Origin of the sequence: Bernardetia aquimarina, from assembly GCF_042180575.1 — a bacterium.
Classification (GTDB): Bacteria; Bacteroidota; Bacteroidia; order Cytophagales; family Bernardetiaceae; genus Bernardetia.
Genome location: NZ_CP170094.1, coordinates 4,709,566 through 4,724,567 on the forward strand (window position 1 = coordinate 4,709,566; position 15,002 = coordinate 4,724,567).

At 30.9% G+C, this 15,002-nt stretch carries 15 protein-coding genes and 1 tRNA gene; 3 read left to right on the forward strand and 13 right to left on the reverse strand.

Annotated elements, in window-relative coordinates; all coding sequences use genetic code 11:
* Window positions 1-156 precede the first annotated feature (156 nt).
* The 4 genes from tyrS to ACE193_RS20120 form a co-directional block, all read right to left on the reverse strand.
* Window positions 157-1,494 carry a tyrosine--tRNA ligase gene (gene tyrS / locus ACE193_RS20105; protein WP_375559997.1) on the reverse strand — a complete coding sequence of 446 codons (1,338 nt, stop codon included), beginning with the start codon at window positions 1,492-1,494 and terminating at the stop codon, window positions 157-159.
* 144 nt (window positions 1,495-1,638) lie between these two features.
* Complete coding sequence (locus tag ACE193_RS20110; RefSeq protein WP_375559998.1) at window positions 1,639-2,247, reverse strand: hypothetical protein; 609 nt, start codon at window positions 2,245-2,247, stop codon at window positions 1,639-1,641.
* Window positions 2,248-2,397: 150 nt separating this feature from the next.
* Window positions 2,398-3,039, reverse strand: coding sequence for a hypothetical protein (locus ACE193_RS20115; RefSeq protein ID WP_375559999.1), 642 nt, complete (start codon window positions 3,037-3,039; stop codon window positions 2,398-2,400).
* A 245-nt stretch (window positions 3,040-3,284) separates the two neighbouring features.
* Window positions 3,285-3,986 (reverse strand): OmpA family protein, encoded by a 702-nt coding sequence (locus ACE193_RS20120; protein WP_375560000.1) that lies wholly within the window; start codon window positions 3,984-3,986, stop codon window positions 3,285-3,287.
* Window positions 3,987-4,436: 450 nt separating this feature from the next.
* Between ACE193_RS20120 and aroA the strand changes: the two genes are divergently transcribed.
* Entirely contained in the window at window positions 4,437-5,762 is a 1,326-nt protein-coding gene (gene aroA / locus ACE193_RS20125) for a 3-phosphoshikimate 1-carboxyvinyltransferase (RefSeq protein ID WP_375560001.1), read from the forward strand.
* Between the two features lie 125 nt (window positions 5,763-5,887).
* The gene (locus tag ACE193_RS20130; protein WP_375560002.1) at window positions 5,888-6,508 is read left to right on the forward strand and encodes a hypothetical protein; all 621 of its coding nucleotides are present in this window, start codon (window positions 5,888-5,890) and stop codon (window positions 6,506-6,508) included.
* Window positions 6,509-6,521: 13 nt separating this feature from the next.
* Here the strand turns inward: ACE193_RS20130 and ACE193_RS20135 are convergent, their stop codons facing one another.
* From ACE193_RS20135 to arsB, 8 genes are all read right to left on the reverse strand, one after another.
* Window positions 6,522-7,028, reverse strand: a complete 507-nt coding sequence (locus ACE193_RS20135) for a GNAT family N-acetyltransferase (protein ID WP_375560003.1) — start codon at window positions 7,026-7,028, stop codon at window positions 6,522-6,524.
* Window positions 7,029-7,132: 104 nt separating this feature from the next.
* Window positions 7,133-8,527 carry a hypothetical protein gene (locus tag ACE193_RS20140; protein WP_375560004.1) on the reverse strand — a complete coding sequence of 465 codons (1,395 nt, stop codon included), beginning with the start codon at window positions 8,525-8,527 and terminating at the stop codon, window positions 7,133-7,135.
* Window positions 8,528-8,642: 115 nt separating this feature from the next.
* Window positions 8,643-8,924 (reverse strand): helix-turn-helix domain-containing protein, encoded by a 282-nt coding sequence (locus ACE193_RS20145; RefSeq protein ID WP_375560005.1) that lies wholly within the window; start codon window positions 8,922-8,924, stop codon window positions 8,643-8,645.
* Window positions 8,917-9,885: a hypothetical protein gene (locus ACE193_RS20150; RefSeq protein WP_375560006.1), complete on the reverse strand. Its 969-nt coding sequence runs from the start codon at window positions 9,883-9,885 to the stop codon at window positions 8,917-8,919. The genes ACE193_RS20145 and ACE193_RS20150 overlap by 8 nt, the downstream gene beginning before the upstream one ends.
* Before the next feature lie 147 nt (window positions 9,886-10,032).
* A complete protein-coding gene (locus ACE193_RS20155) occupies window positions 10,033-10,773 on the reverse strand; it encodes a protein-tyrosine-phosphatase (protein WP_375560007.1) in 741 nt (246 codons plus the stop codon).
* A gap of 122 nt (window positions 10,774-10,895) precedes the next feature.
* Complete coding sequence (locus ACE193_RS20160; RefSeq protein WP_375560008.1) at window positions 10,896-11,813, reverse strand: arsenite methyltransferase; 918 nt, start codon at window positions 11,811-11,813, stop codon at window positions 10,896-10,898.
* A 63-nt stretch (window positions 11,814-11,876) separates the two neighbouring features.
* A complete protein-coding gene (locus ACE193_RS20165) occupies window positions 11,877-12,215 on the reverse strand; it encodes an ArsR/SmtB family transcription factor (protein WP_375560009.1) in 339 nt (112 codons plus the stop codon).
* Between the two features lie 97 nt (window positions 12,216-12,312).
* Window positions 12,313-13,323: an ACR3 family arsenite efflux transporter gene (gene arsB, locus ACE193_RS20170; protein WP_375560010.1), complete on the reverse strand. Its 1,011-nt coding sequence runs from the start codon at window positions 13,321-13,323 to the stop codon at window positions 12,313-12,315.
* A 181-nt stretch (window positions 13,324-13,504) separates the two neighbouring features.
* Here arsB and ACE193_RS20175 point away from each other — a divergent pair, with 181 nt between their 5' ends.
* Window positions 13,505-14,470 (forward strand): hypothetical protein, encoded by a 966-nt coding sequence (locus tag ACE193_RS20175; RefSeq protein WP_375560011.1) that lies wholly within the window; start codon window positions 13,505-13,507, stop codon window positions 14,468-14,470.
* Window positions 14,471-14,592: 122 nt separating this feature from the next.
* Here ACE193_RS20175 and ACE193_RS20180 read toward each other — a convergent pair.
* A tRNA-Ile gene (locus tag ACE193_RS20180) sits at window positions 14,593-14,666 on the reverse strand.
* Between the last annotated feature and the right edge of the window lie 336 nt (window positions 14,667-15,002).

Consider the following 15,002-nt stretch of genomic DNA (forward strand, 5'->3'; position numbering starts at 1 on the left):
AACGAGTAATTCGTATGATTTGGCTTCGCCGAACTGTCAGTTTTATGATGAAAGGCAGGATAAATACAAATGAAGAATGAAAAGCAAATTTAGTTTTATATAACAAAACCCTAAGGGACTATGAAGACCCTTAGGGTTGAATGAATGATTTAGAAATTACTTATTCACGCAAATCAAATAATAATTTTTCTTTCCTCGTTGCACCAACAAATATTTATCTTGTAAAAGCGCAAAATCAACTTCCATAACTGGGTCAGCAATTTTTGCTTTATTAATACTTACTCCTCCTGCTTTTATCATTTTCTTGGCTTCACTTTTTGAGCTAAAAATTTCATCTTTAGCTAAAGTAGTCAATAGTTCAGTTACATTTCCTGCTTGATGATATTCGTCTAAAGAAATATGAATTTGTGGAACATCTTCAAAGATTTCTAAAAGAGTTTTTTCATCTGTTTGTTGCAACTGCTTTAATACATCTTTTGAAAACAAAATTCCAGAGGCTTCGACAGCATTATTATAGGCTTCTTCTCCATGCACTCGTTTTGTAACATCTTCAGCTAATGCTTTTTGAAGAGTACGTAAACCTTTATTTTTTTCGTGTTCGATTTCTAAGCTCTCAATCGTTTCTTTATCTAAAAGCGTGAAAACACGAATTAAGCGTGGTGCAACAGCATCATCTGCATTGAGCCAAAACTGGTAAAATTTGTAAGGTGAAGTGAGATTCGGATCTAGCCAAACATTTCCACTTTCAGACTTTCCAAACTTCGAACCGTCTGCTTTTGTAACTAACGGACAGGTAACAGCAAAGGCATGTTCCCTTGTTTGATCATGAGTATCGTCATTGGTTTCGCTTTCTGCATTACTAATTCTTCGAATAAGTTCAGTTCCAGAGGTAATATTTCCCCATTGGTCAGAACCTCCCATTTGAAGTTTGACACCATGATTTTTGTATAAATGATAAAAATCGTAGGCTTGGAGTAATTGGTAAGAAAACTCTGTAAAAGAAATTCCTGTTTCTAATCTTGTTTTGACAGAATCTTTTGCCATCATATAATTGACTGACAAATGCTTTCCGACATCTCTCAAAACATCCAAAAAACTAAAATCTTTAAACCAATCGTAATTATTAACTAAAACGGCTGCATTTTCTCCTTCAAAATCTAAGAATTTTTGTAATTGTTCGCCAATACATTTTTCATTATGGCGAAGCGTTTTTTCATCTAAAAGGTTTCTTTCAGAAGACTTTCCAGATGGGTCACCTACCATTCCAGTTGCACCACCGACAAGTGCATAAGGTGTGTGTCCTGCACGCTGCAAATGGACCAAAAGCATAATTGTTGCAAGGTTTCCGATATGCAACGAATCAGCAGTAGGGTCAAAACCGATGTAGCCAGAAATTTTGTTTTCTAGCAAATGTTTTTCTGTGTCTGGCGTACTGTCTTGTAACATTCCACGCCAGCGAAGTTCTTCTATGAGGTTGGGTATTTGTTTTTCCATAGTACAAAAATAGAAATTCGTTTAATTAAGTTCCTATTTTTTTTGAGAAAATGTAAAAATATAGTTTTGAAATGTTTTTTTATCAAAAAAGCCTTCTCAAATAAATGAAAAGGCTTTCTGAAATGCTATTTTATGTCTCTAATTTTAGAACATAAATTGAAGAGCTAAATTAAGACCTCCAACATTAGAAAATGAAAAAGTATTCTGTTTCAACATTGTTTGGTTGTGATAAGAATAATTAATTCCTGCTCCAACCAAGTTCATACTCAAACCAAATCTTTTTGTTGGATGATATAATAATCCAGTATAGATATTTGCTCCTATTTGATTTCGGTTAGAATTAACATTTTCTTCACTAGTAGTCAAATAATCTAACTGAGGAGTCACAAAAAATGAAAGCTTATCTACTATAGGTACATATCGTTTGTAATAAATACCAAAACCATAATTTTGTCTAGTAACATCATTATTTCCAAAATTATCTTGAGAAGAAATTTTATCTCTTCCATAAAGCAATGATATGCCTATTTCTTGATTTTCTTTTAAGAGATAACCAAACGAAGTGGTTGTGTAAAGTCTTGTTTCTTTGTTCTCATAACCACTACCATTATTTTCAGTAGTAGTAGTAGAAAAGTCTAAGCGTTCATTGATTACAAAAGTTCCTTGCTCTAGTTGTGCAAAAGAAGATGAGTAAGTAAATATCGACAAAAATAGAAAAGCAAAAAAGGCACAGTTTAAATTAATATGTGTCATAAATATAAGTTAAGTTAGATGGTAAATTATTTAGCCTGCAAATGTAATCTTTATATGTATGATAATTGCAAGCATAATATATTAAATAAAATTAATTTTTCATCTAAAATAATTAATATAATTAAATACTATTTAATTTTAAATCCTGTCTTATAACATAAATTGAAGAGCTAAATTAAGACCTCCAAAATCAGACGTAAAAAATGAAGTTTGTTTTACATTACTCACATCTTCTTCTTTGCGAGATGAATAATTTATTCCAGCACCAAGCAGATTCATGCTTAATCCAAATCGTTTGGTTGGATGATATAAAAGCCCTGTATAAATATTTGCGCCTATTTGGTTTTTAGTAGATGGATTTACTTCTCTATCAACTTTGCCATTTGAATAAGATAATTGAGGAGATACAAAAAATGACAACTTTTCTACTATATTTACATATTTTTTGTAGTAAATACCAAAACCATAATTTTTGTATGTGTAATCACTGTTTGTACTACCTCCTTGAAAGACATTTGTTTGAGTTTGTTTGTCTCTGCCAAAGGAAACTGACATTCCTATTTCTTGATTTTCTTTAAATAAGTAGCCAAATGAAGTCGTCAAATTATACCTTGTAACTTTACGTTCTGAGGAATAATCATCTTGACTACTTTCATAAGCATCAGTATAAAAATCAAAACGCTCATTGATTACAAAAGTCCCTTCTTTCAACTGTGCAAAAGAAGATGAGTAAGTAAATACTGACAGAAAGACAAAAACAAAAAAGGCAAAGTTTAAATTAATACGTGTCATAAAAATAAGTTGGGTTAAATTATAAATTGATTTGAACCCAAATGTAGCTTACAATCTCTAATTATTGTAACTATCAAAGTTTAAATAGAATTAATTTTGTTAAAAATTTTGATAATTAATTAAAATATTAAGATAAAATAATACTTGAATAATCTATAAAGCACAAAAAAAGCCATTCTACTCATTTATTATCTAATATAATTTTTGATAGAATGGCTTTATATTTTTAAGACAGAGAAAGGAAATTAGTTTTTGATTTCTCCTTTTTCAGCTTTGCGTTTCAATTCATCATTTGCTACAATAACCACTTCAACACGACGATTTTGTGCTCTTCCTGCTTCTGTATCATTGCTTGCAATAGGTGCAGTTTCTCCGTAGGCAGTTGTATTTAATCTACCTCCTTTTACACCATTAGCAATCAAATAATCTCTGACTGCATCAGCTCTTTTTGCAGAAAGTTGTCTGTTGTAGTTGTCGTCTCCTTTGCTGTCTGTATGTCCTTGAATAGTAAGACGAGTATCTGGATATTCATTCAGAATTCTAGCTAATTTGGCTATATTTTGTTTTGCGTTGCTATTCAAATCAGATTTATCAAAACCAAATAAAATTCCTGAATCAAAAGTAACATCTATGCCTTCTTCCACACGTTCTACTTTTGCACCTTCTACTTCTTTATCAATTTCTTTTGCTTGTTTGTCCATGTATGCACCAATAGCTGCTCCTGCTGCACCACCCACAACAGCACCAATGATTACACCTGCTGCTGGGTTTTTCTTAGAAGCTACACCACCGATTGTACCACCTGCTGCACCACCAATGGCTGCACCTTTACCAGCATTACTCCAAGAAGCACAAGAAGGAAGTGTAAATGAAGCAATCGCTAAAATGAGTGTATAAATTAAAAGAGATTGAAATTTTGTCTGATATTTTGTTCTGATATTTTTCATGATAATAAAAATGAGGGTAAAAAAAATAGTTTAAAAAAGTGATGATTTTTGAAACAATGATAAAAAATAGTCATTTAATTTCTGTAAAATCATATTCTTATAAAACACAAAACGAGCCAAGTTGTTTTCAAACAATTTAAAATAGAAGTCAATTTTTAATAAATCCAGCAAAAATAAGCTAGAAGTTTTCTATCAAAATACACTAAAAAAATAAGAGTTGTTGTTTCTCTGAAATTTAGGAACTTTATTTGTATAACAATATAAAACAATCCTAACCAAACCATTAAAAACGATTTTATAATTAGTATTCGTATAAAAGAGAATTAAGTTTTGAAGTAAATTCTTGAATATCTTCTCAAAAAATATAACTCATAAGTAATAGAAGCTAATTATCAAATCTCATAAATCTAAAAAAATTGACTTGCTTATATAAAAACAATCATTAATTATATGTCTGTTTCTCCCTCTCCTTTTCTTGTTTCGCCTTCTTTACATATTTCTGCTCCCAAAATTAATCTTGAAGGAGAAATATTTTTACCTTCTTCTAAAAGTGAAAGCAACCGAGCTTTGATAATAGAAGCCTTATGTGAAAAAAAATGCAATTTAATGAACCTTTCAGCAGCTAGAGATACAAAAATTCTTCAGCGATTATTAGCTCAATTTAGAGAGATTGAAGAACAAGAAGAGTATATTCGAAGTAACTCAAAAGGAAGAAGTGCTGATAATATTTCGTTAGATTTGACTTTAGATGTGCAAGATGCAGGAACAACTATGCGATTTTTGACAGCCTTTTCTACTATCAAAAATCATCCTACCCTTTTGAAGGGAACAGACAGAATGCACCAAAGACCAATAAAAGAACTTGTTTTGGCTCTTCGTGAATTAGGCGCACAAATCACCTACGAAAAAGAAGATGGCTTTCCTCCCCTTTTTATACACGGTTTTAGTCCTGAATCTCAAAAACAAGCTATTTCTATTCAAGGAAATATAAGCAGTCAGTATATTTCGGCTGTTTTGATGATTGCTCCTCTTTTACCAAAAGGAATTTTATTACAGATTATTCCTCCTGTTTCGTCTGAGCCTTATATCAAAATGACTTTAGAACTTATGCAACATTTTGGTATTTTGCATTCGTGGACAGAAAACAGAATTATTATTCCTCATCAACAATATAGTGCAAATAAATATAAGATAGAATCAGATTGGTCGGCTGCAAGTTATTGGTATAGTATGGCTGCGATTTGTAGTAAATCAGAATTATTCTTAAAAGGACTTAGAGAAAAATCGTGGCAAGGAGATAATAGAATTGTGAAGATGATGAAAGGCTTAGGAATTAGAACACATTACGAAAAAGATGGGGTTCGCTTGCAAAAAACATCTTCTAGGCGTTCTCCTTTTAAATATGATTTTACACCTTGTCCAGATTTGGCACAAACAATGGCTGTTTTGTGTGCAGCATTAGGCGTAGAAGCACACATGACAGGATTACATAGTTTGAAAATAAAAGAAACAGACCGACTAACAGCTCTAAAAATCGAATTGGCTAAATTTGGGGCAGAAGTAGAAATCATCAATGATAATGCACTTCATATTCCTGTTTGTGAACTTCATGCACCTACCGAACCTTTACAAACTTATCATGACCACCGTATGGCAATGGCTTTTGCTCCTTTGGCTCTTCTTTTTCCAGTTACGATTGATAGTCCAGAGGTGGTACAAAAATCATATCCTAACTTTTGGGAAGATATGCAAAAAATGGGTTTTAGAGTAAAATAAGGGGTTGGAGAAATAGTACGTTTTAGAATAATTTATTTGGAATGTGTAATAATTAGTTGATTTAATATACTCATTGTACACTCTACATTGTATAAAAGTCTATTTAAAAATATCAAAATAATTATATGCCCTCAGAATCAAATCCCAAACCTAATTCAAAATTACAAACTCAAGATGAAGGTTTGATTAAAGACAAATATGAGTCTTTATTAAAAGAAGCACAAAGTATTATTTCCATCTTCTATATTCTTGCTGTAGCTATTGGAATGCTTTTTAATTATCAAAAATATTCTGAGTTTGGAATCAATATATTTGATTATGCTGATATATTTGAGTTTTTGGTAGCTCCTTTTTCTGATATAATGATTTTATTTTTTACTATTGGATCTTGTGTATTGATATATCTATTTTTTAGATTTGATGTGTGGTTGATGAAAAAACATCCAAAATTTTATAGTATAATTACTCTTGGTTGGGACAAAAAAGCATGGTACAACTCCAATAGATATGTATTATTTATAACAATATTTTTTCTCTTTCTACATTCTGTAGCTGTTTTTTATGGCAGATTAGCTTCACAGAAAACGAAACAACAAACTCCTATTTCGTTACGATTTATTGATAATGAAATTAAAAAAGGAGTTATTATAGGCAATACAAAACAAGTAATTTTTCTTTTAGAAGGTGAAAAAGTAAAAGCTATTCCATTTACTTCACTTGTAAAAGAATTTGAAATCAAGAAATAGATGTTTTGCTCTCTCAAAAGTTTAATCTATATGTTTCTAACTGAATTTGATAATCAGTATTGAAATGGCTTCCTTCAAACTGAAAACCGAGTTTTTTGAGTAGCGTTTGTGAAGCGATATTTCCTTCCATTATTAATCCAAAAATTTGTTGATGTTTCAGTTCATTTTTGACAAAATCAATGACTTTTTTACCTAGTTCGGTAGCAAATCCTTTTCCTTGATACTCTTTTGAAATACGGAAACCAATATGAAAAGTAGCATCAGAACCCAAATAAGGCATTACTCCCATTGTTCCGATATACTTTTGAGTTTCTTTTTCTCTGACTACCCAATAGTAAAGATGTTGATTGTCAGAAAGTATTCTTTTGTTTTCTAAAAAATCTGTGTATTCACTATTTGATAAATTTTGAAGGTGTTTTATATATTTTACAGCGTTTTCTTCTCTAAAAGAGTTTATGACTTCTTTAAAATCTTCTTTTTTGATGAGAGTTAAAATTGTTCTTTTTGTGGTAAGTTGCATAGATTGAAATTGATTTTGGTAGAAAAAAAATAATTCTATAAAAAAAGCATTTTGCTTTCTAAAAAACAAAATGCTTTAATGTTTTCAAAATAAAACGAGATTTTTTACAGTTGAATTTTTCGTAGAGCAAACTTATTAGTAGTAGCTTGCGTGATGTAAAGAATATTGTTTACTTTATCTGATGCAATTCCATTGGCAGCAGCAAAAGCAGCTTCTAACAAGTCACCATCTTTTGTTTGTTGGGTTCCATTCCCTGCAAACTGTTCAAGCATTCCGTTGGGGCTAACTTTATAGATTCTATTTTCACCCAAAGCTGTTGCATATACAAAACCATTCAAATAGGTAATATATCCAATTACATTATTGTTTACTGTTGTTGGAATGGTTGCAATTTTGGTCACTTCTCCAGCAGGCGTAACTTTCAAAATATCGCCATTGATATAATTTCCTACCCAAATATTTCCATCTTCATCAAAATCAATTCCTACTCCTCCAGCAAGTAGTGGGTCTGAAACAAATACAGAAACTGCTCCTTCAGGTGTAATTTTGTCGATTCTGCCCTGTAAATAATTAGTAACATAGAGATTGTCATCTGCATCTAGTTTTATGCCTGCAATATAACCAGATAGCACAGCTACATCTGTGCGAGTACCATTAGGAGCTATTTTAGTGATTGTTCCTTCTGCAAATGTATTTTTATGAGCTACATAAAAATTTCCCTGCGAATCCATTGCATTTCCTAAAGGTCCTTGAAGACCATCTACAAAAGTACTTACATCTCCACTTGGTGTTATTTTTAGTACTTCTCTTCCTGCATTTTGCCCATAATTTGAAGTATAAATATTTCCCTCTGCATCGACAGAAACACCATCATTTGCATTGATTCTATTTACTAAAGTAGTCACTTGTATTTGTGGGGGACTAGAAAGTATAAATTCTTCTGAGAAATCAGATAATAATTCTACTTCTTCATTATTGAAAGCACCTTTTGATAGAACAACTGCCTTGTAATTCTGCCCTTCTTCAATAACTTGTCCTCCAAAAGTCTTGAGAGTAGCAGGCAAAGTCAAGCTATATTCTTTTCCTGTATTGTCAATTTCAAAATACGAACCTGCATTCAAATTTTTGATACTATTAAGAGTTACTTGATTTGTATTTTCAGATTTGACAATAATCACTCTAAATAAATCAATAGAATCTAAAGCATTTGGAATCGAAAAAGCAATAGAAATATCACTGGCATTTCCATTATCTGAAACGTCTTCTAACTTTGAAATAGCTGCTATGAAAGTAGAACTATCTAATGGTGTCGGTTCTGTTGGTGTGTCAGGAACATCAGGTGTGTCAGGCTCTTCGATTACCTCTGGCTCTGGGTCAGAATCTTTTTTACAAGCTGTAAAACTGATAAAAATAAGGGCGCAAATAAGTAAGCTCAACCAAATTTTTAAACTGTTTTTTTTAATTTTTTGATTATTAAATATACTTTTTGAAGTCATCATCTTTAATTGGGTTTAAATGAAAAGATGACCAAAAGTAGGCGTTCAAAGTGTCTTTAGCGACTATTTGGATAGCATCGCACTTATTTTTACTCTAAAAGTAAATTTTATAGTTGATTTAAGATTGAGTTTGTAGCTTCAAGGAAGAATAATTTTTTATATACAAACTTGGTGTAGTCTGCATAGTAGATTTAAAAACTTTATTAAAGGTAGATTTTGAGTTAAAACCTGCTTCTAGTGCTAAGGCTAAAATTGTTTTTTGCTTATATTCTTGACTCTCAATTTTTGATAAAAATTCTTTCAAACGAAATTCGTTTACAAAATCATAAAACGTTTTTTGATAAACAGTGTTCAAAAGCCATGACAAATCATGGGTAGAAGAATCTAGTTTTTTAGCCAAAACGTAGAGTGTTAAATTCTCTTCTAAGAAAATCTGTTTTTAGATTAAATTCTATTTCTAATTTCTGCTTTAGATTTTCAATTTCTTGATGAGTTAATCTTTTTCTAGTTTTATTTTGATTATTTTTTTCGTTATTTTCTGATAGTAATTCCATTGAGTCAATTATTTCTTCAAACGAATTTTCCTGTTTTGAATAGCTATAATTTTGATTTTCTTTTAAGTCAATTCTGAAAATAGTAGGTTTTGCAAGCATATAATAACCCACAATATAGGTCAGAAATGGAACAAAAAACCACATCGTATCATAATTGATGTAAGCTAATTGTTTGTGTAAAATACCAAGAGATAAAAAACTAACAAGCCAACAAATCATGCAAAGAAAAGCAACAAGAATAACAATACGTAGGAATAAAAATACATTTTGATTGAATGAAAGAATAGTAGTACTTTGACGTGAATAAATACGAATAACTCTATAACTTTTGTAAAGATAAACTAGGTTTGTGATAAGTCCTGCACCTTCTATAAAATAATAAAAAATCCAAATTCCTCCTGTTTGTCTTAAAGAATAAAAACGAGCAGTTCCGATAGTCAGAAAATAAAAAACGATAAGTAAATAAATACAGACTGGAATAAAATGAAGAAACCAAGTTGTAGGCTTTTCATAGAAAAATAGTTTGCGTAGAAAAAGATAAATAAAGGGACAAAACAGGAAAATAAGCGAATCAAATAACATTCCTATTTGAGGCATTCCTTGAAATGAAACTCTTGAATAAAGAATTTTGCCCAAAAGTGTAACCGTACAACAAAGTATTAAAGCAGCTAAAAAATAATTGGCTGTTCTGTTAATTTTTTGGCTATTTTGTTGATTTGCTTTTTTAATAGTAATAAGAACCAAAGCAATCAAAAATCCTTGAAAAATAGCAGGAAAAAGAATAATATCTGTCCAAAGAAAAGTCATCGTAAATCAGAATTTACAAGAAAGAAATAATATAGTTTTGTTTTTATTGGAAGGGACAGTTTCGAAAGTTACGTTTTTTTTAATCAAAAAAGCATTTTATCTCTAACTAATTGAAGAAATAAAATGCTTTCTAATTCATTTAAAAAATTACTCTCTATTCAATTTTGTCTTGACATAATTCATCACAAAGAAAAACTCCGTTCCTATTTGTTTGCATCTTTCATCGTAGGTTTGTTCTTCGCTAGGCGTATTATCCGAAACTTTTGGGTCTTCAAATGGAATAGCAAAACGAGCATCTGCGCCCATAACTAAAGGACATTTTTTGTCAGCATCGCTACACACCATAATAGCAGCAAAATCTTTTTGAGGATTCTGTTTATGTGAATATTTCTTCGAAAACATAACTGTTTTTGAATACTTTTTACCTACTGACATAGAATAAACAGGATTTTCATCTCCTTCAAAAGCAGTTGTTTTTTCTAATTTTACACCTACCCTTTCTAACGCTGCAACAGCTCTAGGATTGAAAGCTGTTGATTCTGTTCCTCCTGAAAAAGTATTGATTCCTTCTATTCCATAATAATAAGCAGCAATTTGTAACCAAACTTGTCCAAAATGACTTCTACGTGAATTATGTGTACAGATTATGGTAACATCTACTTTTTTTGACGATTCTTTTTGCTTAATTATGTAGTCTCCAATTTCTTGTAATTTCAATTTACGTTCTTCATCAATAGTTGCAAAATTAGAAGCTAAGTTTTCAGAGTAACTTTGAAGTTTAGGATATAGCTTATTTTTTTGCATTTCAGAAGAAGATTTGAAGGATGAAAAACTAAAAAATAGAGAAAAGAATAAAAATAGTAGCACAAATAAATTTGAAGTTTTCATTATATGATATTGAATGAAAAATGATAAAATAAATAATTAAACAAATTTTCTTGTTCAAAAACGTTATATGTGTAGTGACAATTCATGATTGTCACTACTAGGATAAAAATAAAAGAATAAAATTAACAACAGCCACTATCAGGACAACAAATTGCTTTTTCTTCTTGTGTAACAGCTTTTTCAGAAATATTAGATTGAAGAGAAGGATTTTTTTGAGCAAAAACAGTAATACTAAAAATTCCTGTACTTCCATTTCTAAACTCTTTTATTTCGCTTTCAGAAAGGTATTTTTGAAGAATATCATCAGGAATAAAAATAGCTTTTTCTTTTTGTAAAGTAATATTCTCAAAACCTACTTCTTTGATAAAAGCTAGATAATCCTCTTTCTGAATTGCTCCCGAAACGCAACCTGCATACATTTCAGCATCTTTTTGTAATGCCTCTGGAAGTTCTCCCAAAAGTACAATATCAGAAATACTAAAATGTCCGTTATCTTTCAAAACACGATACATTTCTGTAAAAACAGCTTTTTTATTGGGTACAAGATTCAGAACACAATTACTCACAATTACACCAACAGAATTATCCGAAACAGGCATATTTTCTATATCTCCTTCTCTAAACTCCACGTTATTAAAACCTAAATTTTCAGCATTCTGACGAGCTTTTTTGAGCATTGTAGGAGAAAAATCTACTCCAATTACTTTTCCTGTTTTGCCTGTTTCTGCTCGTGCTACAAAACAGTCATTTCCTGCTCCTGAACCCAAATCAAGTACAATATCTCCTTTTTTGATTTGAGCAAACTGTGTAGGAAGTCCACAACCTAAGCCCAAATCTGCATCAGAATTATAACCATTTAGAGTATCATATTTTTCTGACATAATATTGTAAACCTCTGTCGAAGAATCTGTAGTTCCACAACACGAAGAAGCATTAAGAGCTTTATCTTGTAAAGCGACTTTTTCGTAACGCTCACGAACCATATTTTTGATTTCTTGTTCGCTTTTATTTTCTGTTTGAATTAAATTTTGATTTTTCATTTGTTTATTGCAATTTAACGATTAATTAATATAAAAAATAAGTGAGAAGATTAATTTTATAGACTAACAGCACGAATCAGAATCAATTTTTGAAGTAAAGTCAGTAAAGAAAGTATCAAAAAGAGCCTGTATAGTTTTCCAGTTTTGAGGATTTATACAATAACAAATACTTGTTCCTTCAATAGTTCCTTGTATGATTCCTACTCGTTTGAGTTCTTTGAGGTGTTGTGAAATAGTAGGTTGTGCCAATCCAATTTCATTTACCAAATCTCCCCCAATACATGCATTTACTTTTATCAAGTGTTGCAAAATTGCTATTCGTGCAGGATGTCCCAATACTTTTGCAAGGTTTGCAAGTTCGTTTTGTTTTTCAGTAAAAATATCAGATTTGGTAAGTCCCATTTTGAGTAAAATTGATTTTTGGTTAATCTTTATATTGCAATATTACGATAAATAAATTTCATATCCAAATCTGATTTTATAGTTTATCAGTTTTTTATCAATAACTCCATTTATTAGCCATTCTTACCAAAGATAGCATAATCGGAACTTCTATCAATACTCCTACGACAGTTGCCAAAGATGCTCCAGAATCCAACCCAAAAATAGAAATTGCTATTGCTACTGAGAGTTCAAAGAAATTACTTGCTCCAATCATAGCAGCAGGCGCACAAATTGTGTATGGTAATTTTATCCATTTCCCTATATTCCAAGACACAAAAAATATGAAATAGGTTTGTATAGTTAGAGGAATAGCAATCAGAAAAATAGCAAATGGATTTTCAATGATTTTTTCTCCTTGAAAAGCAAATAATAAAATTAGAGTTGTTAATAAAGCTACAACTGATACAGGCTTTAGCTTAGCCAAAAAAACATCTTTAAACCATTCTACTCCTTTGCTTTTAATTAGATATTTATTTGACAAATAACCAGCACTCAAAGGCACAACTACAAAAACAATAACAGAAGTAATCAAAACATCATAAGGAATTTCAATATTATTAATTCCTAATAAAAAACGCACAATCGGAATAAAAAGTACCAATAAAATCAAGTCATTAACCGAAACCTGTACAAGTGTATAATTTGCATCACCACGAGTAAGATATGACCAAACAAAAACCATTGCTGTACAAGGAGCAGCACCCAAAAGAACTGCACCTGCAAAATACTCACTTGCTTCTTGAGGTGTAATATAGGCTTGATAGACATTATCAAAAAATATCCAAGCAAAAAATGCCATTGTAAAAGGTTTTACTAACCAATTAATTATGAGAGTGAGCCATAAGCCATTTAGATTTTTTTTGACATTTTTGATAGAAGTAAAATCTATTTGTACCATCATTGGATAAATCATCAGCCAAACCAAAATAGCAACAGGAATATTAATAGTAGCAATCGTTAAGTTACTAATTACAGAAATATCACTTCCAAAAAAAATTCCCAAAAGAACTCCTACTACAATACAAATGCTTACCCAAAGTGTTAGATAACGTTCAAAATTATTCATTGAATCTAGTTTTTAGTTTTTAATCATTGACTCATTGCAATATTACGATAAATAAATTTCACTTCTTCCTAATAATTGTGATTTTTAATAAATTTTAAGCTAACCTAAAATTAGGTTAGAAATTTGTAATTATTATTTAGATAAGTAAATTAATCATTCCTATAAAATCTATTTTAACCTTATGAATTATCTATCAAAAAATAAATTAATTGCTTTCTTATTTTTAGTAAGTACAGTCTTTTTATCATCCTGTGAAGAAAAAATAGATGATTTGAATCCTTCAGAAAGCAATGCAAAAGTTCGTTTTGAGTTTAAGTTTGACCCTAATCAACCACGTCTTAATAATTTAGCTCAACCTGTGGGAGTTGCAATAGGAAATGCAGCACAAACTCCTACTTTCAATTCGATGAGTATTCATTATATTGAATTTGCACCTTCTGCACTTACACAGCTTGGACAAGGACAAATTTTATATAAAAATGAAGAAGTAAGCTCTACTAAGAATGGTTTTACCACAGCGATTGATTTTTCGAAAGCGATTGTAAGTCCAGAAGGAGAAGTGTTTTTAGAAGTTCCTATCAAGGATATTGCAGCAGGAAAATATGAGTGGGTGCGAGCTTCGGTAGCTTATCAAAATTTGTCTATCAATTATGATTTGAATAATATTCCTATTGTTGGAAGTGAAACAATAGATTTACCAAACCAAGAAGGAACGCTTGCTAGTTTTATTGGCTACAATACAAGAATTAATGATTTTACAGTAAAAAATGAGAATCTTTCTATTAATGATGACAGAAAGCAAGGTTTTTGGGCTTTCGAAACTACGGTTTCTATTCCTCAATACGGTTATACTTCTACTGGTGTAAGTATGGGACAATCGGCTGGAACTACGGTTGTCAATCCTTTGGCTGCTACTTCGCCTGTTCCTGTGGGTTCTTGTGTGATTACAGGTTCTTTCGAAAATGCGCTGACCATTACAGGAAAAGAAACAGAAGATATTACGGTTGTTCTTTCTTTTTCTATCCAAGATAGTTTTGAATGGAAAGACACCAATTCAAATGGAAAATGGGATATTAATGTAGGAAATCAAGTAACTGAACAGGTGGTTGATATGGGATTGAGAGGTTTGCAAGTCAAAATCAAGTAAATCGTATTTTTCAAAATATATTCTAAAAAAGTTAAATAAAAAAAGCGATTTCTAAATTAACTTCTAGTTTTATAGAAAATTAATTCGGAATTCGCTTTTTTGTATGCCTGTTACGACTTTTGTGGGTCCACCAGGGCTCGAACCTGGGACCACCTGATTATGAGTCAGGTGCTCTAACCAACTGAGCTATAGACCCATTCTCTATTTATTTTTTCAACAAATGAGAACCCTTCGTTTGAAAGGGAATGCAAATCTAAGAAAGAATTTGTATATCTACAAGTCTAAAACAAAAAAAATAGTTCAAAATAGCTTATTTTTCATTATTTTTTTAATTCCTCTTCAATAAACTAGGGCAAACACACGAAATTTTTAATATGGTTGTAATAGCTCAAAAACAGACTTTATTTATCAGAGTAATATTAAAATACAAAGTCAAAAACTAGCTTGATTTGTTTTAAATAGACACAGAAAAATTTCGTGCGTTTGCCCTAGTTTAATAGTGTGGCTTGGCGAAAGTGGGATTTTTTAGCTC

What these genes read in the sequence shown, in the direction of transcription:
- ACE193_RS20130 (WP_375560002.1), top strand. Translation starts at nt 5,888, where the DNA reads ATGCCCTCAGAATCAAATCCCAAACCTAATTCAAAATTACAAACTCAA.
- arsB (WP_375560010.1), bottom strand. Translation starts at nt 13,323, where the DNA reads ATGAATAATTTTGAACGTTATCTAACACTTTGGGTAAGCATTTGTATT.
- ACE193_RS20110 (WP_375559998.1), bottom strand. Translation starts at nt 2,247, where the DNA reads ATGACACATATTAATTTAAACTGTGCCTTTTTTGCTTTTCTATTTTTG.
- aroA (WP_375560001.1), top strand. Translation starts at nt 4,437, where the DNA reads ATGTCTGTTTCTCCCTCTCCTTTTCTTGTTTCGCCTTCTTTACATATT.
- ACE193_RS20150 (WP_375560006.1), bottom strand. Translation starts at nt 9,885, where the DNA reads ATGACTTTTCTTTGGACAGATATTATTCTTTTTCCTGCTATTTTTCAA.
- ACE193_RS20115 (WP_375559999.1), bottom strand. Translation starts at nt 3,039, where the DNA reads ATGACACGTATTAATTTAAACTTTGCCTTTTTTGTTTTTGTCTTTCTG.
- tyrS (WP_375559997.1), bottom strand. Translation starts at nt 1,494, where the DNA reads ATGGAAAAACAAATACCCAACCTCATAGAAGAACTTCGCTGGCGTGGA.
- ACE193_RS20165 (WP_375560009.1), bottom strand. Translation starts at nt 12,215, where the DNA reads ATGGGACTTACCAAATCTGATATTTTTACTGAAAAACAAAACGAACTT.
- ACE193_RS20120 (WP_375560000.1), bottom strand. Translation starts at nt 3,986, where the DNA reads ATGAAAAATATCAGAACAAAATATCAGACAAAATTTCAATCTCTTTTA.
- ACE193_RS20155 (WP_375560007.1), bottom strand. Translation starts at nt 10,773, where the DNA reads ATGAAAACTTCAAATTTATTTGTGCTACTATTTTTATTCTTTTCTCTA.
- ACE193_RS20175 (WP_375560011.1), top strand. Translation starts at nt 13,505, where the DNA reads ATGAATTATCTATCAAAAAATAAATTAATTGCTTTCTTATTTTTAGTA.
- ACE193_RS20140 (WP_375560004.1), bottom strand. Translation starts at nt 8,527, where the DNA reads ATGATGACTTCAAAAAGTATATTTAATAATCAAAAAATTAAAAAAAAC.
- ACE193_RS20160 (WP_375560008.1), bottom strand. Translation starts at nt 11,813, where the DNA reads ATGAAAAATCAAAATTTAATTCAAACAGAAAATAAAAGCGAACAAGAA.
- ACE193_RS20135 (WP_375560003.1), bottom strand. Translation starts at nt 7,028, where the DNA reads ATGCAACTTACCACAAAAAGAACAATTTTAACTCTCATCAAAAAAGAA.